This is a genomic window from Endozoicomonas sp. SCSIO W0465 (assembly GCF_023716865.1).
Taxonomy (GTDB): Bacteria; Pseudomonadota; Gammaproteobacteria; order Pseudomonadales; family Endozoicomonadaceae; genus Endozoicomonas.
In genome coordinates, this window is record NZ_CP092417.1 from 1,002,057 (window position 1) to 1,026,315 (window position 24,259).

Below are 24,259 nucleotides of genomic sequence, written 5' to 3' on the forward strand. Positions count from 1 at the left end.
ACCATGCTCATACTGCACTTCATATAACAGGGTAAACGGCAGTCCATCATTGCTGTTCAGCCAGTCACTATAGCTGGAAAACCAACCAACGTAGCGATGATGTAAATAATTTCCCAGCTCTTTGGTCAGTCAGTAAGGGCCTGTAGGTTTCCCGATGCTGTCCGGTAGTCGTAATCCAATGGTCTCTGGTTCTGATAATCAGGGCGGACTCGTCGGTTGGCAGGCTGCTGATACCCGGATTCGAGAAGTAACTGTCGACTTTCTGCTGATAAAAGAATTGCAGGCTGATAAACCCGGTGATAAAAGCGGACAGAATAACGATGGATACAATCCCCATCCGTGCCAGCCATGAGCCCAACTGGTTATTGACCAGGGTTTTATTTTGCATAGCCATGCCTGCCTTTTGCATCCTTGTTCAATCGATAACGTCATTACTTTGGCTATCGGATGAATGGCAAAAATAAATAGCTGATCTGTCAAAAAAGCGTGGCAGGGAGGGGTTATTGCAAAATAAGCGGTGTGGACAACTTTATTCTAAAAGAAGCCGTGCTTTTCGGCTTTATTATACTAATCAATGGGATATGTCGTATTTAGGGTGAATTTTGGCTATGGGGACAGCTACCTGTATGGTTTTGCTGTCACCGGGTATGTGAGTAGGCAGCCCGCCACCATTAATGAACTTAACTATCCTGTTTAAAGAGCTGCAGGACGGTGCCGACAGATTGAGCAATGGACTTCAGCACGCTGTCAAAGAAACTCATTGGTCGAGGAAAAGATTATGAAGACAAGGATGTCGGAAATCCGTAAGACGTCGGGCTTTACCCTGATTGAATTGATGATCGTTGTGGCGATCATTGGTATTTTGGCTAGTGTTGCCATTCCGCAGTATCAGAACTACACCCGGAATGCTCAGGTTTCTGCGGCTCTTACTGAAGCAGCCCCGTATCGTACTGCAGTTGCAATTTGTGCTCAAACCAGTGTATTAACTACCTGTACTGCCACGAAAATCGGATTGAGTGCAACTAGCGGCAAAATAGGTTATGCAATCCCAAGCGGTGGTACACCAACGATTACTATAACTCCAGGTGGATCATTGGGTACTGAAGCTGTCGTGATTGAAACCACAGATGGTTCGAACTGGTCCGTTACTGGCACTCCAGGAGCCTCAATTGTGGCAACAGATGCTTATACTAAATGGCTCGCAGGTCTGAACTAATAATTTTTACCTCGTTCCCACGCAGGACCCACAGGGCCTAAAAGCATGGGAACGAGACATCAAGGATCTTGGGAGAAACTTTGCTTTTACCTGGTTTCCCGACGATCAAGCTTATCCAGAAAATCAATCAGCTCCCTGACTTCCTGCCTATTCACATAGTCCTGCAAATCTATCATCCGTTTACTGCCAATCGCTGGGCATTGATCTGAAAGCTGTCTGGATAACAATCCCTGTAAATCCGTTATACACCCAGCCAGCTCATGGGCAGTGCTTTTACCAATGCCAGGAATGCTGAGCGCACGTATTCGTTGCTCCAGGCTTTTTGGACGTTGGATGGACTCGATGTACTGCCGGGTTGCTTGCGGATGCAGCCCGGCAGATTGCAGTGCAGTGGCTTTGAGTTTAAGAATATCGACGGGTGTCTGGACGATGCCGGCCTGAATCCATTGATAAATAACAGGCTTGTTGATCACTGCCAGATCAAGCCCCTGCTTACCGGTTAGCCATATCAGGCGAGCGGCAAATTGTTCTGCACAACCCGGTGCCATACCAAGGCAGGTAAAAGGGGAATAGCGGCTTGTATCAGGGCGTTCCGGGCTTACTCTGTTGGCCGGGCGAAACAGTACCTTGCCAAAGACCGGTATGGCATTCCCCTTGAGTTTGAAACTGATTTGATCTCCCACGGCAAGCCCTTTCTTTTCCAGATTTGGAATACTGCCCAGTGAAAGGGTTGAGATGGTGCGGTTGTTGATCATTACGGGCTGAATATGGACCTGGGGTGTGATATGGCCGGTTCGGCCAATGGTAAATTCAATGGCTTGCACTGTTGATGTTGCAGTTTCTGGTGGAAACTTCCATGCCATGGCCCAGGCGGGTGTATTACCTGACCAGCCCAGCTGCTTTCTGATTGGGTTGCTGTCGGCCTTAATGACAATTCCATCCATCAAAAACAGTGGTTTTTTGCTGGCAGCGTAATGCTCAAGGCACTGTTTGATTTCAGGGTAGGATGTGGTTTGGTGGGTATACTCCAAGGGAAGAGGAAAGCCCATGCCTGCCAAGGCTTTTATGGACTGGAAATCGTCATTATACGGGCTCTCAACCCAATGCCATGGGAAAAAATCAAAGGCTTTTACCGCTTCAGTGTCTGGATCAGCTCGATTGAGCTGACCGGCAACCAGATGTCGGGCGCTGGCATACGGGTTAAGAATTGATGCAGGGATGCTGTCGATTCGCGCAAATAGCTCACCATGGAGCACCAGATCTATCGGTTCATCATAATCCCGACGTAAGAGCGTTTTGGGGATTAACGGCATTTGCAGGATATGACCAAGAATATCGACGCCGGTTTCGCCATTGCCACGGGTGGATGCTTGAATCAGTTGTCCACTGTTATAGACCAGTTCGACAGCAACCCCGTCAATCTTCGGCTGAACCAGGGCATCACTACCCGATATTCGCTGTAAAAATCCTTTTATTGCTTCTTCAGTTGCGGCCTTCTTCAAGCTCCCCATGGGAGCCTGATGGATAATCGTGGCTTGTTTGTGCGGTATTTTGAGGGGAGGCTTGGCTGTTATTACCCAAGGGAAGCAGGCTTGCCAATAGTTCAGTCTGGCTACGAGGGCGTCGTATTCAATATCACTGATCATGGGGGCATTGTTGATAAAGTACTGTTCATCATGATGACCCACGTCATCAGTAAGCCGGCTGATGTTCTCAGTGGCTTCTTTATGATCCCACTGTGGGCAATCATTCGCCCAGGCTGGTAGCAGAAAAGTTATCCACAGGAGCAGGAGTATGGTTTTCATGGCCTGCTCAAAGGTGGAAATAGATATTCACAGCCAGCACCGTAAGGATCGATACCAGAATGGCACCGAAGGCATAGATGGAGTGGCGGTGCATGCTGTGAAACTCAACACGGACATCGGTCAGGCTGTTGGTTAGCTCGCTTTTCAGTGCATGCTTGAGTTCGTGATAATTTCTGTTGGATTCTGCCCTTTGTTGATTGGTCTCTTCCCTTAGCTGGAAATAGCGTTGATCCGACTCGGCTTTTTGCTGGGCAAAGCGTTGATCGGACTCTGCTATTTGCTGGTTATAGCGCTGATCGGACTCTGCTTTTTGCTGGTAATAGCGCTCATCGGATGCTGCTTTTTGCTGGTAATAGCGTTCATCGGATGCTGCTTTTTGCTGGTAATAGCGTTCATCGGATTCTGCTTTTAACTGGGAAAATCGCTCATCGAATCTTGTCTGCACTTTTAGAATGGTCTCCTGTAACACCAGCACATCCTTTTTACTGGCGTTATGGTCAGGATCAAGGGCGACGCTGACCTGGTTGGCCAGTTCTTCATCGATACCAAGACGTTTGAGCTGCTGGAACAGTGAGTCGGTCATTCCGGTTCCTTCCCGCTTAATAATTCGAATAGACAGGATAGACCATTGTTGACAGTTAAGAAGGACCGGGCGGTCGGGTATTCCCACGGTGGGCCGTGGGAACGGGGAGGCGACGATTTTTAGCTGTGATAGCCATTCGGATTGGCTGACTGCCAGCGCCAGCTATCAGACACCATATCATCCAACCCTTTTTCCGCTTTCCAGCCCAGTTCACTCAGGGCCTTTTCCGGGTTGGCATAACAGGCAGCAATATCACCAGAGCGTCTTGGGGCGATCTGGTAAGGTACCGGCTGTTCCGATGCCTGTTCAAAAGCGGCGACCATTTCCAGCACGCTGTAGCCCTTGCCAACCCCCAGGTTCCAGGCATGGATACCTGCGCTTTTCTGCAGTTTTTCAATAGCACGCACATGGCCAATAGCGAGGTCAACCACATGGATATAGTCCCTGACCCCGGTACCATCATGGGTAGGATAGTCATCACCGAAGACACTGAGCTTTTCCAGCTTACCGATGGCCACCTGGGAGATATAAGGCATCAGGTTATTGGGAATATCATTCGGGTCTTCACCGATTCTCCCGGAAGGATGCGCGCCAACCGGGTTGAAATAGCGAAGCAAGGCAATTCGCCAGCTATTGTCTGACACATGAAGATCTTGAAGGATTTCCTCGATCATCAACTTGGAGCGGCCATAAGGGTTGGTTGCCGAGGTTGGGAAGTCCTCACTGATGGGTAGGCTGGCCGGGTCGCCATACACCGTGGCAGAAGAGCTGAACACCAGGGTTTTCGCATTGGCCTGCTTCATTGCTTCCAGCAACACCAGGGTTCCGTGCACATTGTTATCGTAGTAAGCCAGGGGCATGGAGACCGATTCTCCAACGGCTTTCAGGCCAGCAAAATGGATAACAGACGATATCTCATGGTTGCTGAACAGTGAGTTCAACAGTTGATGGTCGCGAATATCCCCCTTCACAAACTCCAGTGACTTACCGGTGATCTCCTGAACCCGCCTCAGGGATTCCTCGCTGCTGTTACTGAGATTATCCAGAACAATGATCTCGTAACCATCGTTGAGGAGTTCGACGCAGGTATGGCTACCAATATAGCCAGCGCCACCGGTTACCAGAATTTTTTGGTTTATTGTGTTACTCAAGGCTGCCTCCGTGTAGTTAAAGCTGCTCAACGATCCGCATTGACAGATCTACAGACTGGCAGTCTTTGGTCAGTGTGCCAATAGAGATAAAGTCGACCCCGGTTTCGGCGATGGGTACCAGTGTCTGGTCATTAATGCCACCGGATGCTTCCAGTTGCGGGGCTGTTCCGGGAAGTTCCCTGTTTAGCCGAACGGCTTCGGCCAGCTGCGCCAGTGGGAAGTTATCGAGCATGATGATGTCTGCTCCGGCCTCTCTGGCGACATTAAACTCTTCCATGTTTTCCACTTCGATCTCAACCGGTTTGCCGGGAGCGACTTCGTGAGCCCTGGCGACGGCCCGGGCAATGCCACCACAGGCGGCAATATGATTTTCTTTGATTAAGAAAGCATCAAAGAGCCCGATCCGGTGGTTGTGGCAGCCGCCAGCAGCGACGGCGTATTTTTGGGCTACCCGCAGACCGGGCAGAGTCTTGCGGGTATCCAGCAATTTGACATTAGTATTACTGACCAGATTAGCATAGCGCTGGCAGCGGGTTGCCGTGCCGGAGAGGGCCTGCAGGAAGTTCATGGCGGCTCTTTCGCCGGTCAGAAGGCTGCGGGCAGAACCCCTGAGAACCACAAGCACCTGGTTCGGCTCAACCCGCTCACCTTCTTTTATGTGCCATTCCAGTTGGACATCGGGATCAATTTGACGAAAGACCTCATCAAACCAGGGGCGCCCGCAGATGACCGCATGGTCACGGCAGATGATTCTGGCGACTGACTGCTGGTCTGGCGGAATCAGGGAAGCCGTAATGTCTCCGGAGCCAATATCTTCAGCCAAAGCCTGACGAACATTGGTTTTTACGGCACAGTGTATCTGGTCTTGCAGAACCGGGCTCAGGTTTTCAGGCAGTGTGCAGGATACTTTTATGGTCATTTTGGAGGTCACAGGCTTGGTTGTCATGCTCTTTGGCCGGGATTATATACCCAAAGGCAAAGTCTTTGCAGGCAGCCCTGATGGGATTATCTGATGCCTGCTATACCCAGCTGATCCATCAGTTGGTTATGGCTGCTGACGGAGATCCCCAGGGTGTTTGCCTGTTGGATCAGAAAGCCGTTAATAAATGGTAACTGTTCAGCACCCCCACATAAATCTGGAATTTTCTGATTTTTATACCATCCTCTTAAGCACCATTTTTCCACAATATTCGCCAGCATGATTCCAGAACTACCCGCAACTATGTCGGCTGAGATTCTCTTGAAAGAGAATGCAGAGCTGCGGATGAGAGTTGCCTGTCTGGAAGAGCGATGTCGAGAATTGGAAGAAAAGGTTGGCAAGAACAGTCAAAACAGCAGCAAGCCGCCATCGTCTGATGGTTATCAAAAACCTTGTAAAAACAGTAATTCTCCAGATCATTCTGACGACCTTTCCGCAGATAAAGGTACCGATCCATCGGATGAAAAACCCAATCCTAAAAGTCTGAGACAGTCTTCTGGTAATAAAGCCGGTGGAAAGAAAGGGCATCAGGGCACTTGTCTTAAACAGGTCGATATCCCTGACTATATTGAGTACCTTCCGGTTAAAGAATGCAATAAATGTCAGGCGTCTCTTCTTGATAGTGAGCCGGTCAAATATATTGAACGACAGGTGTTTGAACCAGGGAGACCGGGTGAATTTGAAGTAACGGCCCATAGAGCTGAAGTAAAAATCTGCACTTGTGGTTGTCGGAATCAGGCTGAATTCCCGGAAGGTGTTACCGCTGCCGCACAATATGGCTCAGCCACACAGGCTATGGCCGTCTATCTTAACCAATACCATTTCCTGCCTTTTAAGCGCGTGTCAGAGTATTTTAATACTCTCTATAAAATGAGTGTAAGTGCAGGCAATGTCGCCAATTTTGTGGCCAGAACCTATGAAAATCTGGCTTCTACTGAAGAGGTTATTCGTGACGCCTTGCGGGAATCGTCTGTTGCCGGAGCCGATGAAACGGGTATGCGGGCCGAGGGCTCTTTGCACTGGCTACACGTTATGCGGGATGAACAATGGACGCTCTACTACTTGTCTGAAAAGCGAGGTCGTGAGGCCATGGACACGATGGGCATACTGCTAACATTTGCAGGCGTTCTGGTTCATGATCATTGGAAATCCTATTTTGCATATGCGGCAACTCACGTACTTTGCAATGCCCATCACCTGAGGGAGCTTTTGGGTGTTGTTGATAGGGACAGCAATCAACTGGCGTTGCGATTGATGAAGCTACTGAGGCTTTCCTGGCATTACTGCAAGGGCTTTAAGACCATAGGTATGCTACAGATGCCAAGTGTTGTCTGTGAACGAATCGAGAAGATTTATGACCGGTTGCTTCAGCGGGCTCTAATGAAAGAAGTCGTCTATATGGAGAAGCAACGAGAGGAGCTTAAGCGCAAGAAAGTCAAGAATACTAAAGCTTACAATCTCTTCAAACGACTCACTGAGTTCAAGGCTGAGACACTGCGCTTCATGTCAGATTTTACCATTCCCTTCGATAACAATGGCAGTGAGCGGGATGTTCGAATGGCCAAGTTAAAGCAGAAAATCTCAGGCTGCTTCAGGAGTGCAGACGGTGGTTCTATGTTTGCACGGATTCGCAGCTATTTGTCGTCTGCCAGAAAACAGGGAATGGACATATATCAATCACTTCATAGAGCTGTTCGGAATTACTGTAATATGCCTTTGCTCAGTGCTGAATAGTTACAATAAATGAAAGCTCGGTGGCTCTCCCCCTTCGGGCATCCTGACAGGTTGATGACAGGTTGCTGGCGGTGTTCTGGCAGACACCATGTACTTTTTCTCTGAGTGAGGTTGCCGGGATCTCCAGTGCCGCCAGAACGGAGCTTGCTTCGATAATTAATTGGTCCAGCCAGACCTGCTTTTCACCATTATCCAGCAGTTCCCCATTACGGCAGTTGAACAGTGCGGTCAGGCCGTTAATGCAGCTATTAATGGCCAGCTTTTCCCATAACTTTTGTTCAATGGCATCGCACTGACTGACGTTTAACCTGAAGTTGCTGCACAGATCATCAAAACCCGGTTCGGATCGTTGATCATTCCTGAGCGAGCCAATCCAGGTGTTACCCCGGCCTGCATGGTAAACTTCAAACGGGGCTGCCAGGTAAGCTCCATCGGTACTGGAACCCGCCCAAACGGTTTGCGTTGGCATCGCATCCCGAACGGTCTGCTGGCTGCCCATGCCATTGTACAGCAACAGTATTTGGCAGTTATCCGCCAGGTGTGCCTTTACGCTGTTCAGTGCTGCCAGTGCATCCTGCGCCTTTGTGCAGACAATCAGCCGGTTGATGGGGCTGTTGATCGTTTCTGGTGAGACGATATCGACATCAAACAGTGCGGTCTGGTCTGGAGTGGATAGCTTGAGTGGCACGCGTTTTCGGGCAAATTGCTGATAGCTACTTTCTCTCAGGATCAGGCGGGGGCTTGCCCCTTTATGGCAAAGGCTGGCGGCCCAAAGGCAACCGATGCTGCCAGCACCCAAAATATACCAGGTATCATTCGGCATGAAGGTGTAAATTCCATCAGAGGGTGAAGAGACGTCGAGTCTACCATTTGCTGCCTATACTCAAACAGCTGGTGTTATACAGCTTTTCAATACAATAGTGGGAGATAGACAATGAGCCATACCTATAAAATGACTGAACTGGTTGGCAGTTCAACGGTCAGTAGTGATGATGCTATTCAGAATGCCATTGCCGCAGCCGGCATGACCCTGGAGCATATGGGCTGGTTTGAAGTGGTGGAGCAACGTGGCCATATTGAGAATGGCAAAATTGCCCATTGGCAGGTAACGGTAAAGATTGGCTTCAGGCTAAAGGGTAAAGATCAATAGTCGCGCTGCCACCCAATAAATGCATACATAAGGGAGCCCTGTCGCTGGTGTGTTGATTTTCTCCATGGTCTTTCCGGGACAATCATGGATACAATAGCGGTTAATTGTTTCTTTCGATTCCTCAAGGAGATCATTCACTATGCCTTCATTTGACATTGTCTCTGAAGTGGATATGCATGAGCTGGCCAACGCTGTTGACCAGGCAAACCGAGAACTGGCCACCCGCTTTGACTTTCGGGGTGTTGATGCCAGCTTTGAGAAAAGTGGCGACAAACAGATTGTTCTGACCACCGATGCCGACTTTCAACTGGCTCAAATGGTAGAAATGTTGAAAACCAAGATGGTCAAGCGGGGCATTGATGTTAAATGCCTTGAAGTGAAGGATCACTACGGTTCTGGCAAACAGGTCAAGCAGGAAGTGGTTGTTCGACAGGGGCTGGATAAGGACGTGTCCAAAAAGATCGTGAAAATGATCAAGGACGCAAAACTGAAAGTGCAGGCAGCCATTCAGGGCGATCAGGTTCGGGTGACCGGTAAGAAAAGGGATGATTTGCAGACGGTTATCGCCTTTTTGCGAGAAGCCGAATTGGACATGCCGCTGCAGTACAATAATTTCAGAGATTGATTGGCTCTTGGTGGCACAGGCAACAGTGGCATAGAAAACCGTTTTTACCGGATGGTGAAAACGGATCTTTATTTCTCAGGTAAGCTGGTATCTTCTTTTTAAAGCAGGATTTCTTATTAGAAGAAGCAGGGTGCTGTAAATTTTCACATTAATGATGGAGCAATTTGAATGGGGCTGGCAGCAGATTCTTCCAGGAATTGGGGCGATGCCTGTAAAAGCTTTTTTAACCGTCGGGTGATTGCTCTTCTGTTTCTCGGTTTTTCAGCAGGCCTGCCCATTCTGCTGATTTTCAGTAGCCTTTCCCTCTGGCTTCGCGAAGCAGGTGTGGAGCGAAGTGCTGTCACCTTTTTCAGCTGGGCGGCATTAGGCTATTCCTTCAAGTTTGTCTGGGCCCCTCTGGTGGATCGTATTCCATTGCCGGTATTGCATGGTCTGCTTGGGCGTCGCCGGTCGTGGTTGTTGTTGTCTCAGGTCTCAGTGATTGCCGCACTGTTATTTATGGCGGCCCATAACCCGGTTGATGGTCTGTTCTGGATCGCCTGTGGCGCGGTGATGCTTGGGTTTTCTTCTGCCACGCAGGATATCGTTATTGATGCCTATCGAATAGAAGCGGCGGATGATGACCTGCAGGCCATGATGTCCTCGGCCTACATTGCCGGGTATCGGATCGGTATGCTGGTGGCCGGGGCTGGTACACTGGCGCTGGCCAGCTGGTTTACCATGACGGAGGATGGTAACTACGACTATCTGGCCTGGGCCTGGGCCTATCGCTGTATGGCCGTGTTTATGCTGATTGGGGTCATTACCACGCTGTTGGTTGCTGAGCCTGATGTTGATCGAACTGCCGAATCGTCGCACAGTACCGTTCATTATCTGCGCTTTCTGTTGCTCTTTGCCCTTGCAGCAAGCGCATTTGTTCTTTCTTTTACTCAGCTGGCCGATGCTTTCTCTGCGTTAAAAACCTATTTGATCGATACCGGGGTGTCTATGCCCATCGCCGGTTTTCTGGCTGGTGCCGGGCGATTTGCAGGCAGTGTTGCTGCTGCAGGAGTTACCGCCTGGTTGCTGGTGAAAGTGCGCCTTGCACCGAGAGAAATGGTGAAGGAAACGTACGTGGCCCCCTTTGCTGATTTCTTTGAGCGCTACGGCAAAGTCGCTATCTACCTATTGTTATTGATAGGTACCTATCGTATTGCTGATATTGTTTTGGGCACGATATCCAATGTGTTCTACAACGATATGGGCTACACCAAAGAGCAAATCGCCACCATCACCAAAACCTTTGGCCTGATCATGACCATCGCCGGAGGCTTTCTGGGCGGAGTATTGGCCATTCGCTTCGGAGTGATGCGAATTCTCTGGGTAGGCGCATTGTTGGCGGCATTATCTAACGCGCTTTTTGCACTTCTGGCCAATCTTGAACCCTCCAGCCTCTATTTAAGCCTGGTAATTGCGGCAGATAATCTCAGTGGTGGCATGTCGTCAGCCGCGTTTATTGCCTTTTTATCCAGCCTGACCAACCGGGCCTTTACGGCCATGCAGTATGCTATTTTCAGCTCACTGATGACGTTGCTGCCCAAGCTGCTGGCGGGTTATTCAGGTACTTTTGTGGATGCCCTGGACTATCCGGTATTCTTTATTGGTTCAGCACTGCTGGGGCTGCCGGTTATATGGCTGGTGACGTATGTAGGGCGATTACTGGGCAGTCATCAGTCGGGTGACTGATTCATTTGTCCAGTTTAATGGGTTTGGTCGTTTGATGAGTCCATCAGTTCGGCAATCAGCCTCTGTCGCCAAAACTCCCGGGTTTCGTTGTTGGGGAGCTTGTTCAGTGTATCCTGGCAGATATGAACCATCGCCTTGAGAATGTTTTCTTCCGGGTACTCGAGGTTTTCCAGTTGACGAATAATTTCGACGGCCAGGGCAATATCTTCCGGTGCTCCATCCATGTATTTACTCTCCATGCCATTGATGCGCTTTCAGATTGATTTTTCCCGAGGAGATCGTCACGCCCTCCTGTTGCAAACGCTGTTTTTGCAGGCTGTACCGACTCGACCCCTCAGGAAATGAAATCTGACCTTTGCCGTTAATCACACGGTGCCAGGGAAGGTCGGTCCCTGCGGGCAGCTGTTTCAGAACATTTCCCACAACACGAGCATAACCGGGAGCCCCAGCCAACTGTGCGAGTTGGCCATAGGTGACAACAGAGCCTTTCGGAATCTTGCTGATCAGATACCATATTTCCGAAGGGGTAAAGGGGGCAGTCAACGTTGGCTCTCCGCGATACTTTCCAAGATGCTTTCCACGATAGCATCAATCATAAACAACAGATTTCAGGATATTGGAAAAGTATGGAATGGGAAAGAAAATTAAGTCGTTAACCAAATGGTTTGATCAAAATTACAGGCCATCTTCTTGCTGCAAGACCATTCACCCCATCAATGACCGGGGCTTTTATACCACCAACCCGACTTGCAGATAAATACCTATCGACATGGTGGCGTCCATCAGAAAACCAAGGCAGTTTCCTATCCATATAGTAGGGTTTTTATGGTATGCACCATACAGTGTCCATAAGAACGCAATGAAGGCATAAAGAGCCCATGTGACGAGCGAAAGCCCGGCAGCATGCTGGCTATGAGAAAAGAAAAGTTTGTAAAGCTGCGGTAGCGTGGCTAGGAGGCTGTCCGAGAATAGCCTGATTAGTAACTATTCAGCACTGAGCAAAGGCATATTACAGTAATTCCGAACAGCTCTATGAAGTGATTGATATATGTCCATTCCCTGTTTTCTGGCAGACGACAAATAGCTGCGAATCCGTGCAAACATAGAACCACCGTCTGCACTCCTGAAGCAGCCTGAGATTTTCTGCTTTAACTTGGCCATTCGAACATCCCGCTCACTGCCATTGTTATCGAAGGGAATGGTAAAATCTGACATGAAGCGCAGTGTCTCAGCCTTGAACTCAGTGAGTCGTTTGAAGAGATTGTAAGCTTTAGTATTCTTGACTTTCTTGCGCTTAAGCTCCTCTCGTTGCTTCTCCATATAGACGACTTCTTTCATTAGAGCCCGCTGAAGCAACCGGTCATAAATCTTCTCGATTCGTTCACAGACAACACTTGGCATCTGTAGCATACCTATGGTCTTAAAGCCCTTGCAGTAATGCCAGGAAAGCCTCAGTAGCTTCATCAATCGCAACGCCAGTTGATTGCTGTCCCTATCAACAACACCCAAAAGCTCCCTCAGGTGATGGGCATTGCAAAGTACGTGAGTTGCCGCATATGCAAAATAGGATTTCCAATGATCATGAACCAGAACGCCTGCAAATGTTAGCAGTATGCCCATCGTGTCCATGGCCTCACGACCTCGCTTTTCAGACAAGTAGTAGAGCGTCCATTGTTCATCCCGCATAACGTGTAGCCAGTGCAAAGAGCCCTCGGCCCGCATACCCGTTTCATCGGCTCCGGCAACAGACGATTCCCGCAAGGCGTCACGAATAACCTCTTCAGTAGAAGCCAGATTTTCATAGGTTCTGGCCACAAAATTGGCGACAGTGCCTGCACTTACACTCATTTTATAGAGAGTATTAAAATACTCTGACACGCGCTTAAAAGGCAGGAAATGGTATTGGTTAAGATAGACGGCCATAGCCTGTGTGGCTGAGCCATATTGTGCGGCAGCGGTAACACCTTCCGGGAATTCAGCCTGATTCCGACAACCACAAGTGCAGATTTTTACTTCAGCTCTATGGGCCGTTACTTCAAATTCACCCGGTCTCCCTGGTTCAAACACCTGTCGTTCAATATATTTGACCGGCTCACTATCAAGAAGAGACGCCTGACATTTATTGCATTCTTTAACCGGAAGGTACTCAATATAGTCAGGGATATCGACCTGTTTAAGACAAGTGCCCTGATGCCCTTTCTTTCCACCGGCTTTATTACCAGAAGACTGTCTCAGACTTTTAGGATTGGGTTTTTCATCCGATGGATCGGTACCTTTATCTGCGGAAAGGTCGTCAGAATGATCTGGAGAATTACTGTTTTTACAAGGTTTTTGATAACCATCAGACGATGGCGGCTTGCTGCTGTTTTGACTGTTCTTGCCAACCTTTTCTTCCAATTCTCGACATCGCTCTTCCAGACAGGCAACTCTCATCCGCAGCTCTGCATTCTCTTTCAAGAGAATCTCAGCCGACATAGTTGCGGGTAGTTCTGGAATCATGCTGGCGAATATTGTGGAAAAATGGTGCTTAAGAGGATGGTATAAAAATCAGAAAATTCCAGATTTATGTGGGGGTGCTGAACAGTTACCCTGATTAAGTATAATCAGGCATCTTCTGCCCACTTTGTTGTTGCCGAAACGGATGTCATCAATCAAATTCAAAGATAACCCTGCTGATTTTGACCAGCACCTGATGTTCCCATCGAACATCTTCGACCTGCTGCCACCAGATCATGATTGCTTCGTTTTTGAAGATATCTTCAAGCATATCGACACCTCTGAAGTGGAAAAGCAGTATCACCATCTTGGCCAGAATGCCTACCACCCACGACTGATTATATCGATCCTGATCTATGCCTATAGCCATGGTGTGTTCAGCTCCAGGGAGATTGAACGGCGCTGCAATCAGGACTTGGCTTTCATGTATATCGCCAAACAGCACTGCCCAAATTTCCGGGTGCTCAGTGACTTTCGTAAAAACCAGGCCACCTTTTTTAAAAGCAGTTTCAAACAGAGCGTGCTGCTCGCCCGGGAACTACAGATGGCCTCGCTGGGCCACATCGCTCTTGATGGTTCCAAATTCAAAGCCGACTCATCAAAGCATAAGGCCATGAGCTACGCACGACTTAAGGCCAAAGAAGCTGAATTAATGGCTGAAGTTGAGGCCCTGATTAAAAAAGCCGAAACCAGTGACAGTGAAGAGGACGATGCTTATCAGCAGGAGACTGGCTACAGCATTCCTGAAGACTTGCAATTCAAGCAGGAACGGTTAGAGAAAATCCAGGAGGCCAAAAAAGCGCTTGAAGAACGGGAACAGGCCCTGAATCCCGATAAGCCGATAGACGACAAAAAGCAAATCAGCTTTGCTGATCATGATGCCAGGATCATGGGTAAAAAAGGCAGTGGCTATCAGTACAGTTATAACGCCCAGATCAGCGTCGACAGCGATAATGGTATCATTGTTGGCCAGCACATCAGCCAGCATGCCAATGACAAGCAGGAAGTAAAGCCTGCACTTGAAGCCATTGCAGAAGCAACAGATAACGCGTCCATTGGCAAAATGAGTGAGGATAATGGCTATTACTCAGGGCCCAACCTGCAAGCGTTTGATGATGCGAACATTGACGCTTACATGGCTACGGATCGACAGGAGAAGCCTGCAACAGAGGGACTGGAAGACTCTGACAGAAAGTTTGTCAAAGCGGATTTTATTTACCATGAAGCAGACGACAGCTTTACCTGCCCTGCCGGTGAGAAGCTGATTTATAACACGGCTAGCAAAGCAAAACACAAAAGCTACCGCGTCAGTAAAGATATCTGCCGGGATTGCCCGTTACGTAAAAGGTGCAGTGGTGACAACAAAGACCCGGGGAAAGTGATTCGCACAGACCGCCACGAAGCCATACGCCAGGCGATGAACCGCAAAATGGAAACCAAAGAGGCCAAAGCGGTTTATGAGCGTCGCAAGGTGATTGCGGAACCGCCTTTTGGCCAAATCAAGAACTCAGGATTCAGAGGGTTCAGTGTCCGGGGTAAGGAAAAAGTGGCTGGAGAATTTTCACTGGTCTGCAGTGCTTCTCGACTTTAGAGTCTGTATAAAACGATAATTCGGTCAGCTTTTTATAGTGAAGCAAGCCGAAATCAGTGAACTGTTTTTCCAAGTTCGTTATTACTTCCGTTTTTTGCCTAAAAGCCTTTAGTTATGCTGCTTCTGAATTATCCGGTATTAACTGGTCGATCAGATCGCGAAAATTGAACTCATATTTTTGCTTATATCTGTTCCAGCCCTTGCGAATAGAGAACCTCGGAATAATTCCTGAAAGAGCAATTTTCATCATGCCTGCAGTGGTTGTATCCGGGCTTCTCCAGGGTATCCGAGAAATATTCAGACATGCCTGATTTTTACAAACGGTTAATAACTGCAATAATGCATAGCCTGCCATTTTCAAATGCATCCATCGAAGCAGTGTTCGCAATTTCTGCTGCCATAAATGGCAACAGCCAAAAGCATGTTTGAGTTGGTGAAACATTGGCTCTACCGGCCATCTCCGGGAATAGGCACGAAGCACCTCCAGTCCCTCAAGTTCCGGATTGGTCGAGATGAATATTCTGCTTTCGGTCAGACCTTTGTCATTTTCAAAGCGACTCCAGACGACGCGTACTTCACGACCTTTAAGGAATCTGGCGCGACAGATCAGGGTACGATAACGTATTTTGCGAAATTTGCCGTACATCCATACTGTTGCTTTTTCTTCCGGCAGTTTCTTAACCTGTTCTGTCGTCATCTTGATGCCGTACTTTTTTGGGCGCCCTCGCTTCTTTACGGTGGGTGCTGGCGGCAAAGCATAGAGGGCCCGATTTGAAGGTATCTGACCAACAACTTCTATGTTCATTTCCAGAGCTGGCTTTATCAGTGTCCAGTTCATATACCAGCAATCGGTTAGCAGGCGTAGCACTCGATCCTTCACTTCATTGCGTACCACCCTGAGCATGGCCACGGCAATTTTCAGTTTGCTGGTGTTACCTGAAGCTGGTGTCGGAAATGAGATCACCGGTATGGCGGTAAATACTTCATCTGCAGCCCGCTCAAATATGATGGCCAGGGAAACCCAACACTGCCCCCAGATGTACGTCGGCCGATTGCGTTTCTTGCTGTGTTGATGATGTGTACGACAAGCAGGGGCTTTGTCGGAAAACCGTTCGATTACCCAGTCATCAAGCCCCAGGACCACAGGTTGATTCTCAGGAGCTTTGGAGCAGACCAGACGGATCAAGTGGCGTGCCAAGTTCTTCCATTGCCACTTGCCCTGAGATAGCCAGTGGTGGTAGCTGCTCCACACACAATGAAAATCAATTGTTAACAACGCCTGTGTAACAAAGCCGTCGGCTGAAAGCATGCAACCGAACAGCAGTTCGCAGAACGTTGGTACTGCAGTTGATGATAGCGCTCCAGCAAGAAAGGTTGTATATGAAGCGAGCTCCCTGAGGATTACTTGATGATCTGAAGTGAGCATGGCAACCATCTCGAATTTCGTCATTGGGGATGGTTGCTTTTAGCAGATTATGCGCCGGAACTATTGTGCTCTTAAAACTCTAAAGTCGAGCAGTGCTTATAATTTCAAAAAAATTGTCAAATCGGTTTCAACGGGATCAATCCGTCTTGAAGAAGCATAAAGGCAAGCAAAAGGGTAAAAAACGCAATTTTTACCCCAAAACAGGCTAAATTTAGGTCAATATTTGATCAGCCAAGAAAATGCTGAAGCTTTCGTTTTTTCAATAGCTAGTTCTCGGACAGCCTCCTAGTGGACTAACGATCCCCATTACCAGCATCAACGGCTCCAGTGCTTTACCGATCCGTTGAAATAATGCCATCGTTGTATATCCTGCGCTGCCTGACCACGACAGAAAATAATTATAGACCCATTAATACCCTGAAGGAATTCTCGGGACAACCGGTCAGAGCCACAGGGAGAGGCAGGAAGAGGCAATGAGGGTATAGCTGTAATTACCATTGATTTGAGAATCAATATTGTGGATTCTGTCGCCTTTATAACTTTTAGATGCTGTCTATTCTCAGACGGCCTTTATATAGGTTGGTAAAACCTGTCCGGGGGAAGTTCGTTCTATGTTGCTCCAAAGGAGCCTTTGCCGTTTTTCCAGGTTGCTGGGGATATTTTGTCTGTTTTCCATCAGTACAGCGTGGGCCGATACTGTCTGGATGAACAATGGCGATGTGTTGTCCGGTGATATTGTTAAACTGGACTCTGGCAAGTTGAGTTTGCAGACCAGGTATGCAGGTACTATAGAGCTGGACTGGCGCTATGTAACAGCGCTCGATTCAGAGAAAACATTCTGGGTCAGTCTGATTGGTGAAGATGAGGCCCGGTTACGACGTTTTGAAGGCCGGGAAGCCGGTGTTACGGTGATTGACGACAGTGGTCGAAAGCGTTCATTCTCTGCAGTCTGGCCCGTAGCCGCTATCCATATAGAGAAGCCGGTGATCGCTGATACTACGGAGCTGGGAGGCAGTCTGGTGGCCACGCTGGACAGTAAGTCTGGCAATGACGATGAGCTGTTGATTGGGGTGCAGGGCAAGCTCAATATTGATGACCAGTGGAATAAAAATGCTTTTTACTGGGATATTGAAGCGGAAGATGATGACGGCGTTAAAAGCTCTGAGTGGGTGGTTGGTTATTCATACAGCCGTTATCTGGATGAACACTGGTTTGTGCAGGGCGCTGCGGAGCAGGAGTATGATTCTGAGGAGGATCTGAAAAGCCGGACATCGCTGGGGGGAACGCTGGGTTATCGTTTTTGGGAGACTGCAGAAAAAGCCTTGAAAACCAGTGGGGGTATCAGTCAGCTCTGGGAGGATTATAAGACCAACGACTCCCAGCGGGATTATGCGCTGACCTGGGTCTTTAATTTCCGTCAACAGATTATTAATGACTGGGAATATTTTGCCAACAGCAGAACATTCTTTCGTTTGAATCAGTCAACGACACTGGTCAATGTTAATCAGGGAATAAAAGTCGGGCTAACGGACCATATTAGTTCAAATCTGACGCATACTGTTGATTACGACAGTGACCCGGTTGATAAGACTCGTAAGGTAGACAGCCGCATCAAAATGGGCATTGGTTACCATTGGTAAGGATCAGAGCGCTTCAGATTGGTGCATACAGGTAAGCGTCCCCTTGTAGGCAAAAAAAACCGGGTTTTCACCAGATGCCGCCGGAATGGGTATTGCCCTGAGGACGGGCAAGCAGCTCTTTGTTGGGTAATCTGTTGTGCAGGTGCCCCGGCTTGATTTTCATTCTCGCGGTGTTCCTGTAAAGCACGCATGGTGGATTCCAGCCAGTTGGCTGCACGATAGAGCAGCGAGTGTCGGGTTAAATTTTCCGGGTTTTGATGTTCAAGGGGAAAAATCAGGGTTTTTCTGACTTTCATTGTTATAAGGTACTTTTTCAGAATCACTTCTGTTAATAGCGGCAGCAGGACATTTTGATTGATGAAAGATGCCGGTTTTTTTGTCCTCTCCATTGACGCTGGTGTCTGGTTTTAAAGTAAAGAGGTGCTGCTTATAGAGTAAGCAGACACTTCAAAACCCCGGATATGGTTCTACCAGGCCTTTTACAGGGCAGAGGCAGAGATGCTATCAGCCACTTCTTCACAGAGGTGTGTCATTTCAGCGTAGGCTTTTTTATCTCGTTGTGATGTTGGGCACGGTTGGTTTGCGTGTGAACAGAAAACACAGCAATCGCCTTGTTGTGGGGTAATCAGTTTCTGGCAGTTTTTGCATTCGTAAAGATAAACACAGGCATCCTGGGGCATGGTTTCAATGGCATGGTGCATACAGTCCGGGCAGGTGATGATGGACGTCGATGCAAGGGGCTTCGCGCTTGTATAATTTTTAGTGGACATATTTTTTCTCCTGGCACTTCCTGTGCCGTTCTTTGCATTTTTCGCTTTTGGCATTGGATTGAGTTATCGGCCTCCCTTAGAAACGCACAATGTTTTTGTAACTATTCAGCACTGAGCAAAGGCATATTACAGTAATTCCGAACAGCTCTATGAAGTGATTGATATATGTCCATTCCCTGTTTTCTGGCAGACGACAAATAGCTGCGAATCCGTGCAAACATAGAACCACCGTCTGCACTCCTGAAGCAGCCTGAGATTTTCTGCTTTAACTTGGCCATTCGAACATCCCGCTCACTGCCATTGTTATCGAAGGGAATGGTAAAATCTGACATGAAGCGCAGTGTCTCAGCCTTGAACTCAGTGAGTCGTTTGAAGAGATTGTAAGCTTTAGTATTCTTGACTTTCTTGCGCTTAAGCTCCTCTCGTTGCTTCTCCATATAGACGACTTCTTTCATTAGAGCCCGCTGAAGCAACCGGTCATAAATCTTCTCGATTCGTTCACAGACAACACTTGGCATCTGTAGCATACCTATGGTCTTAAAGCCCTTGCAGTAATGCCAGGAAAGCCTCAGTAGCTTCATCAATCGCAACGCCAGTTGATTGCTGTCCCTATCAACAACACCCAAAAGCTCCCTCAGGTGATGGGCATTGCAAAGTACGTGAGTTGCCGCATATGCAAAATAGGATTTCCAATGATCATGAACCAGAACGCCTGCAAATGTTAGCAGTATGCCCATCGTGTCCATGGCCTCACGACCTCGCTTTTCAGACAAGTAGTAGAGCGTCCATTGTTCATCCCGCATAACGTGTAGCCAGTGCAAAGAGCCCTCGGCCCGCATACCCGTTTCATCGGCTCCGGCAACAGACGATTCCCGCAAGGCGTCACGAATAACCTCTTCAGTAGAAGCCAGATTTTCATAGGTTCTGGCCACAAAATTGGCGACAGTGCCTGCACTTACACTCATTTTATAGAGAGTATTAAAATACTCTGACACGCGCTTAAAAGGCAGGAAATGGTATTGGTTAAGATAGACGGCCATAGCCTGTGTGGCTGAGCCATATTGTGCGGCAGCGGTAACACCTTCCGGGAATTCAGCCTGATTCCGACAACCACAAGTGCAGATTTTTACTTCAGCTCTATGGGCCGTTACTTCAAATTCACCCGGTCTCCCTGGTTCAAACACCTGTCGTTCAATATATTTGACCGGCTCACTATCAAGAAGAGACGCCTGACATTTATTGCATTCTTTAACCGGAAGGTACTCAATATAGTCAGGGATATCGACCTGTTTAAGACAAGTGCCCTGATGCCCTTTCTTTCCACCGGCTTTATTACCAGAAGACTGTCTCAGACTTTTAGGATTGGGTTTTTCATCCGATGGATCGGTACCTTTATCTGCGGAAAGGTCGTCAGAATGATCTGGAGAATTACTGTTTTTACAAGGTTTTTGATAACCATCAGACGATGGCGGCTTGCTGCTGTTTTGACTGTTCTTGCCAACCTTTTCTTCCAATTCTCGACATCGCTCTTCCAGACAGGCAACTCTCATCCGCAGCTCTGCATTCTCTTTCAAGAGAATCTCAGCCGACATAGTTGCGGGTAGTTCTGGAATCATGCTGGCGAATATTGTGGAAAAATGGTGCTTAAGAGGATGGTATAAAAATCAGAAAATTCCAGATTTATGTGGGGGTGCTGAACAGTTACATGTTTTTTTATAATGCAGGTAATGAGCCAGCTTTGTAAACCGAGAGTGAAAACCAAGAGTGTAAAGCGGGAACGTAAACAGAAATAACAAAATAATATGACAACTGACTTACAATAATAAAAACCGGGCAGAACGCCCGGTTTTTATATTTAGTCGTTTTCGGCCTGAATAGCGGTCAGGGCAATGGTGTAAACGATGTCGTCTACCAATGCACCACGGGAAAGGTCATTCACTGGCTTGTTAAGACCCTGAAGCATTGGACCGACACTGATAACGTCCGCGCTGCGCTGTACCGCTTTGTAAGTCGTGTTACCTGTGTTGAGATCCGGGAAAATAAACACGGTAGCACGACCTGCAACATTACTGCCAGGCGCTTTGCTCTGGGCTACTGACTCAACGGATGCGGCATCGTACTGCAGAGGGCCGTCAATAATCAGGTCCGGACGTTTGGCCTTAACGATTTCAGTGGCCTCGCGCACTTTCTCAACATCGGCACCGATGCCAGAGGTTCCGGTGCTGTAACTAATCATCGCGATACGTGGTTCAATGCCAAACGCCGTAGCGGAGGCAGCACTCTGGATGGCGATATTGGCCAGCTGTTCTGCATTCGGGTTTGGATTAACGGCACAGTCGCCGTATACCAGAACCTGGTCAGGCAGCAGCATGAAGAAGACAGAGGAAACCAGACCACCGGCATCTTTCTTCGTCTTGACCAGCTGGAATGCCGGACGGATGGTGTTGGCAGTGGTGTGTACCGCACCGGAAACCAGGCCGTCCACCTCGTTAAGCGCCAGCATCATGGTACCGAGTACTACCGTATCTTCCAGCTGGGCTTCCGCCATCGGGGCGGTAAGACCTTTGCTCTTACGCAGCTCAACCATCGGGTCAACATATCGGGCGCGGATGCTATCAGGTTCCATGATGACCAGGCCATCTGGCAGCGTAATGCCGTTGTCTCTGGCAACCTGTTCAATAACGCTGCGCTGTCCAAGCAGAATACATTGGGCAATACCACGCTCCTGACAGATAACGGCAGCCTGAATGGTACGTGGCTCATCACCTTCTGGCAGAACGATGCGCTTCTTGGCACCCTGGGCTCGCTGAACCAGCTGGTAACGGAAGGCAGGAGGAGAGAGTCTGCGCTCTGCCAGGGCAGAGCATTGTTGCTTCAGCCACTCGGTGTTCAGGTTGGCAGCGATGGTATCCATCACCATTTCAACACGAGCAGTGTCGTCAACCGGCAGTTCGTTATGGCGACGATCCAACAACGTTGCTGTGGTGTAAGAGTCTTCCCCGGTCATCATCACAGGAAGGCCAGTACCGATGGCCTTGTTGCACAGTTCCATGATGGGTTTCGATGGTGTGATACCACTGGTCAGCAGAAGACCCGCCAGGGGAACGCCGTTCAGGGCCGCCATGCAGGTGGCCAGAATGATGTCATCACGGTCGCCCGGAGTAATCACCAGATTACCCGGCTTCAGGTGATGAATCATATTGGTTGGCGTTCTGGCACTCAGCGTGTAAGAAGTCACCCGACGGGTATCCATCTCACCGGCATTGATGATTTCTGCTTTCAGGTGCTCGGCAATATCCATGGTTCTTGGAGAAGCCAGGTTATTGTCAAACGGAATATAGCCCAGTGGCTGGAATGGCTTGCGGGCAAATTCCGGCAAGCTTTGGAAATGACCTTCTTTGTTCAGACGGGCAACCACTTCCGGCGTCAGTTTATTCAGGGCATAGCCGACAACATTCGGGTTCTTGATGCCACCAAAGCTGTCTGCAGCGATTTCCAGTTTGTCGGCCAGCTCTTCCAGAGGGTCATCACCAGGCTCAGACACCAGGATGATGTCGGCATTAATGGTTTTGGCGATGTTGCTGTTCAGGCGGTTGGCATAGGGCATTTCCCGGGTGGGAACCAGGCCTTCCACCACCATCACGTCGCAGTCCCTGGAAGCCTGCTCGAACAGGGCGACGATCTCTTCCATCAGGACATCGCCCTTGTTATCACCCAGCAGGTCTTCAGCGCGATGGGCGGAAATGGGGGTAGGCGGCTCGTGGTCCATGATACGCTGAACCAGTTTGGTGGAACGCTCTGGTCCCGTGTCGCCAACATGCAGCTGGGCAATCGGCTTGAAAAACTTGACTCTAAGACCGAGATTATCGAGTGCCCGAACCAGGCCCAGGGTGACGGAGGTCAGGCCAACACCATAACGTGTTGGCGCCAGGAAAAAAGTACGCATATCCGGAAAAAATCCTTCTCATGAAATACTGATATAAAAACAGGAGGTTGAACCTCCTGTTGCTTACATCATTTAGATAACCAGTTTAGCCAGCAATGAGCGCTTCGGTATCTCGGGCAATCATCAGTTCTTCATTGGTAGCAACAACCATGGCTACGGTTGATCCGGGTTTAGTGATAACCCCACTCTTGCCACGGAAAGTCTCGTCGTTGGCTTTTTCATCAATTTCAAAGCCGAAGATGGACAGACGCTCAAGCACATTCTTACGGATCATGCTGGAGTTCTCACCGATACCGCCGGTGAAGACCAGGGCATCAATGCGGCCCAGTTCAGACGCAAAACCAGCCAGTTTCTTGGCCAGAACATTGCAGAATATATCCAGAGTAAGCTGGGCACGTTCATGACCTTCTGCTGCCGCGTTTTCAAGAACACGGCAATCGTTGTCCAGACCGGACAGACCCAGCATGCCGGATTTTTTGTTCAGGATGTCAGTGATCTCGTCCAGAGAGTAGCCGCACTGTTTGTTCAGGAAGTTGAACACGTTCGGGTCAATGTCACCGGAACGGGTACCCATCACCAAGCCCTCCAGCGGCGTCAAACCCATGGTGGTGTCAACGGATTTGCCGTTTTTGACCGCACAGGCGCTGGCACCATTACCCAGGTGGGCAACCAGAATAGAGCTGTTGTCATAGTCCAGACCGAGCATGTCGGCAGCGGTTTTGCTGACATAACGGTAGCTGGTGCCGTGCATGCCATAACGACGCAGACCGTGTTCTTTGTAGAGGTCATAAGGAACTGCGTACAGGTAGCTTTCCGCAGGCATGGTCTGGTGGAATGCCGTGTCAAATACGACGGACTGTGGCAGGCCCGGGAAGTATTTCATGCAGGCACGGATACCCAGCAGGTGAGCCGGGTTGTGCAGAGGTGCCAGGTGGTTGCAGTCTTCGATGCCCTTGATCACTTCATCAGTGATCAGGGTGGATTCAGTAAACTTCTCACCACCGTGGACAACACGGTGACCGATGGCTTCAATGCGGTCCATCAGGTTGTTGTCGCGGAGAATGCCCACCAGCGCTTCAATAGCACCTTCGTGGCCAGCAGCACCAAGATTGAGGGTTTGCTTCTCTCCGTTCAGTTTCCAGGTGATCGAGGCTTCGTTGCCCACGAGGCGCTCGGCGATGCCGCTGATGCTTTCCTCTTCGGTTTTCGGGTTGATGACTGCGAACTTCAGGGAAGAACTGCCACAGTTAATAACCAGAACGCTGTCTTTGCTCATAGAAACTATTTCCAGTGCCTTACAGGTAAAAGGGTACCAGTGAAAATGACCGTGCAGTTTCCGAAAATTCCCGTGTAATGCTTTTAATGTAAGCGGATTGTCACGAATATCGCCAAACGCACCGGCCGGAACCGATCACTTAAACC

At 48.9% G+C, this 24,259-nt stretch carries 24 protein-coding genes; 7 read left to right on the plus strand and 17 right to left on the minus strand.

Annotated features, from left to right (window positions below; all coding sequences use genetic code 11):
* Positions 1–67: 67 nt before the first annotated feature.
* Positions 68–388, minus strand: coding sequence for a hypothetical protein (locus MJO57_RS04220; RefSeq protein ID WP_252023212.1), 321 nt, complete (start codon positions 386–388; stop codon positions 68–70).
* 402 nt (positions 389–790) lie between these two features.
* Here MJO57_RS04220 and MJO57_RS04230 point away from each other — a divergent pair, with 402 nt between their 5' ends.
* Positions 791–1,216 carry a prepilin-type N-terminal cleavage/methylation domain-containing protein gene (locus tag MJO57_RS04230; RefSeq protein ID WP_371924861.1) on the plus strand — a complete coding sequence of 142 codons (426 nt, stop codon included), beginning with the start codon at positions 791–793 and terminating at the stop codon, positions 1,214–1,216.
* A gap of 86 nt (positions 1,217–1,302) precedes the next feature.
* Here the strand turns inward: MJO57_RS04230 and MJO57_RS04235 are convergent, their stop codons facing one another.
* From MJO57_RS04235 to MJO57_RS04255, 5 genes are all read right to left on the minus strand, one after another.
* Positions 1,303–3,021 (minus strand): hypothetical protein, encoded by a 1,719-nt coding sequence (locus tag MJO57_RS04235; protein ID WP_252023214.1) that lies wholly within the window; start codon positions 3,019–3,021, stop codon positions 1,303–1,305.
* A 7-nt stretch (positions 3,022–3,028) separates the two neighbouring features.
* On the minus strand, positions 3,029–3,604 hold the full coding sequence (locus tag MJO57_RS04240; RefSeq protein ID WP_252023216.1) for a hypothetical protein: 576 nt from the start codon (positions 3,602–3,604) through the stop codon (positions 3,029–3,031).
* Between the two features lie 119 nt (positions 3,605–3,723).
* A complete protein-coding gene (gene galE / locus MJO57_RS04245) occupies positions 3,724–4,755 on the minus strand; it encodes a UDP-glucose 4-epimerase GalE (RefSeq protein WP_252023218.1) in 1,032 nt (343 codons plus the stop codon).
* A 16-nt stretch (positions 4,756–4,771) separates the two neighbouring features.
* On the minus strand, positions 4,772–5,701 hold the full coding sequence (nadC, locus tag MJO57_RS04250) for a carboxylating nicotinate-nucleotide diphosphorylase (protein WP_252023220.1): 930 nt from the start codon (positions 5,699–5,701) through the stop codon (positions 4,772–4,774).
* Positions 5,702–5,760: 59 nt separating this feature from the next.
* Positions 5,761–5,955 carry a hypothetical protein gene (locus tag MJO57_RS04255; protein WP_252023222.1) on the minus strand — a complete coding sequence of 65 codons (195 nt, stop codon included), beginning with the start codon at positions 5,953–5,955 and terminating at the stop codon, positions 5,761–5,763.
* Between MJO57_RS04255 and MJO57_RS04260 the strand changes: the two genes are divergently transcribed.
* The gene (locus tag MJO57_RS04260) at positions 5,954–7,468 is read left to right on the plus strand and encodes an IS66 family transposase (protein WP_252023224.1); all 1,515 of its coding nucleotides are present in this window, start codon (positions 5,954–5,956) and stop codon (positions 7,466–7,468) included. The two genes, MJO57_RS04255 and MJO57_RS04260, sit on opposite strands and share 2 nt — an antisense overlap.
* On the opposite strand, the gene MJO57_RS04265 is transcribed toward MJO57_RS04260, so the two are convergent.
* The gene (locus tag MJO57_RS04265; protein WP_252023226.1) at positions 7,455–8,291 is read right to left on the minus strand and encodes a ketopantoate reductase family protein; all 837 of its coding nucleotides are present in this window, start codon (positions 8,289–8,291) and stop codon (positions 7,455–7,457) included. The two genes, MJO57_RS04260 and MJO57_RS04265, sit on opposite strands and share 14 nt — an antisense overlap.
* A gap of 111 nt (positions 8,292–8,402) precedes the next feature.
* Here MJO57_RS04265 and MJO57_RS04270 point away from each other — a divergent pair, with 111 nt between their 5' ends.
* From MJO57_RS04270 to MJO57_RS04280, 3 genes are all read left to right on the plus strand, one after another.
* The gene (locus tag MJO57_RS04270) at positions 8,403–8,618 is read left to right on the plus strand and encodes a dodecin (protein ID WP_252023228.1); all 216 of its coding nucleotides are present in this window, start codon (positions 8,403–8,405) and stop codon (positions 8,616–8,618) included.
* A 139-nt stretch (positions 8,619–8,757) separates the two neighbouring features.
* Positions 8,758–9,243 carry a YajQ family cyclic di-GMP-binding protein gene (locus tag MJO57_RS04275; protein ID WP_252023230.1) on the plus strand — a complete coding sequence of 162 codons (486 nt, stop codon included), beginning with the start codon at positions 8,758–8,760 and terminating at the stop codon, positions 9,241–9,243.
* A 168-nt stretch (positions 9,244–9,411) separates the two neighbouring features.
* Positions 9,412–10,968: an MFS transporter gene (locus tag MJO57_RS04280; RefSeq protein WP_252023232.1), complete on the plus strand. Its 1,557-nt coding sequence runs from the start codon at positions 9,412–9,414 to the stop codon at positions 10,966–10,968.
* A gap of 14 nt (positions 10,969–10,982) precedes the next feature.
* Here MJO57_RS04280 and MJO57_RS04285 read toward each other — a convergent pair whose 3' ends face one another.
* From MJO57_RS04285 to MJO57_RS04300, 4 genes are all read right to left on the minus strand, one after another.
* Positions 10,983–11,207 carry a hypothetical protein gene (locus MJO57_RS04285; protein WP_252023234.1) on the minus strand — a complete coding sequence of 75 codons (225 nt, stop codon included), beginning with the start codon at positions 11,205–11,207 and terminating at the stop codon, positions 10,983–10,985.
* Entirely contained in the window at positions 11,197–11,511 is a 315-nt protein-coding gene (locus tag MJO57_RS04290; protein ID WP_252023236.1) for an MGMT family protein, read from the minus strand. Before MJO57_RS04290 ends, MJO57_RS04285 begins: the two co-directional genes overlap by 11 nt.
* A 186-nt stretch (positions 11,512–11,697) precedes the next feature.
* A complete protein-coding gene (locus tag MJO57_RS04295) occupies positions 11,698–11,946 on the minus strand; it encodes a SemiSWEET transporter (protein ID WP_252026935.1) in 249 nt (82 codons plus the stop codon).
* 6 nt (positions 11,947–11,952) lie between these two features.
* On the minus strand, positions 11,953–13,467 hold the full coding sequence (locus MJO57_RS04300; RefSeq protein ID WP_252017330.1) for an IS66 family transposase: 1,515 nt from the start codon (positions 13,465–13,467) through the stop codon (positions 11,953–11,955).
* Between the two features lie 142 nt (positions 13,468–13,609).
* Between MJO57_RS04300 and MJO57_RS04305 the strand changes: the two genes are divergently transcribed.
* A complete protein-coding gene (locus MJO57_RS04305; protein WP_252023238.1) occupies positions 13,610–15,055 on the plus strand; it encodes an IS1182 family transposase in 1,446 nt (481 codons plus the stop codon).
* Positions 15,056–15,167: 112 nt separating this feature from the next.
* Here MJO57_RS04305 and MJO57_RS04310 read toward each other — a convergent pair whose 3' ends face one another.
* Positions 15,168–16,505, minus strand: coding sequence for a transposase (locus tag MJO57_RS04310; RefSeq protein ID WP_252017304.1), 1,338 nt, complete (start codon positions 16,503–16,505; stop codon positions 15,168–15,170).
* Positions 16,506–17,185: 680 nt separating this feature from the next.
* Here MJO57_RS04310 and MJO57_RS04315 point away from each other — a divergent pair.
* The gene (locus tag MJO57_RS04315; RefSeq protein WP_252023240.1) at positions 17,186–18,121 is read left to right on the plus strand and encodes a DUF481 domain-containing protein; all 936 of its coding nucleotides are present in this window, start codon (positions 17,186–17,188) and stop codon (positions 18,119–18,121) included.
* On the opposite strand, the gene MJO57_RS04320 is transcribed toward MJO57_RS04315, so the two are convergent.
* From MJO57_RS04320 to MJO57_RS04340, 5 genes are all read right to left on the minus strand, one after another.
* Positions 18,109–18,510, minus strand: coding sequence for a hypothetical protein (locus MJO57_RS04320; RefSeq protein WP_252023242.1), 402 nt, complete (start codon positions 18,508–18,510; stop codon positions 18,109–18,111). The two genes, MJO57_RS04315 and MJO57_RS04320, sit on opposite strands and share 13 nt — an antisense overlap.
* Positions 18,511–18,600: 90 nt before the next feature.
* A complete protein-coding gene (locus tag MJO57_RS04325; RefSeq protein WP_252023244.1) occupies positions 18,601–18,945 on the minus strand; it encodes a GDCCVxC domain-containing (seleno)protein in 345 nt (114 codons plus the stop codon).
* Positions 18,946–18,992: 47 nt separating this feature from the next.
* A complete protein-coding gene (locus MJO57_RS04330; RefSeq protein ID WP_252017330.1) occupies positions 18,993–20,507 on the minus strand; it encodes an IS66 family transposase in 1,515 nt (504 codons plus the stop codon).
* A gap of 239 nt (positions 20,508–20,746) precedes the next feature.
* On the minus strand, positions 20,747–22,837 hold the full coding sequence (gene pta / locus MJO57_RS04335; RefSeq protein ID WP_252023255.1) for a phosphate acetyltransferase: 2,091 nt from the start codon (positions 22,835–22,837) through the stop codon (positions 20,747–20,749).
* Between the two features lie 85 nt (positions 22,838–22,922).
* Positions 22,923–24,113: an acetate kinase gene (locus MJO57_RS04340; RefSeq protein WP_252023257.1), complete on the minus strand. Its 1,191-nt coding sequence runs from the start codon at positions 24,111–24,113 to the stop codon at positions 22,923–22,925.
* Between the last annotated feature and the right edge of the window lie 146 nt (positions 24,114–24,259).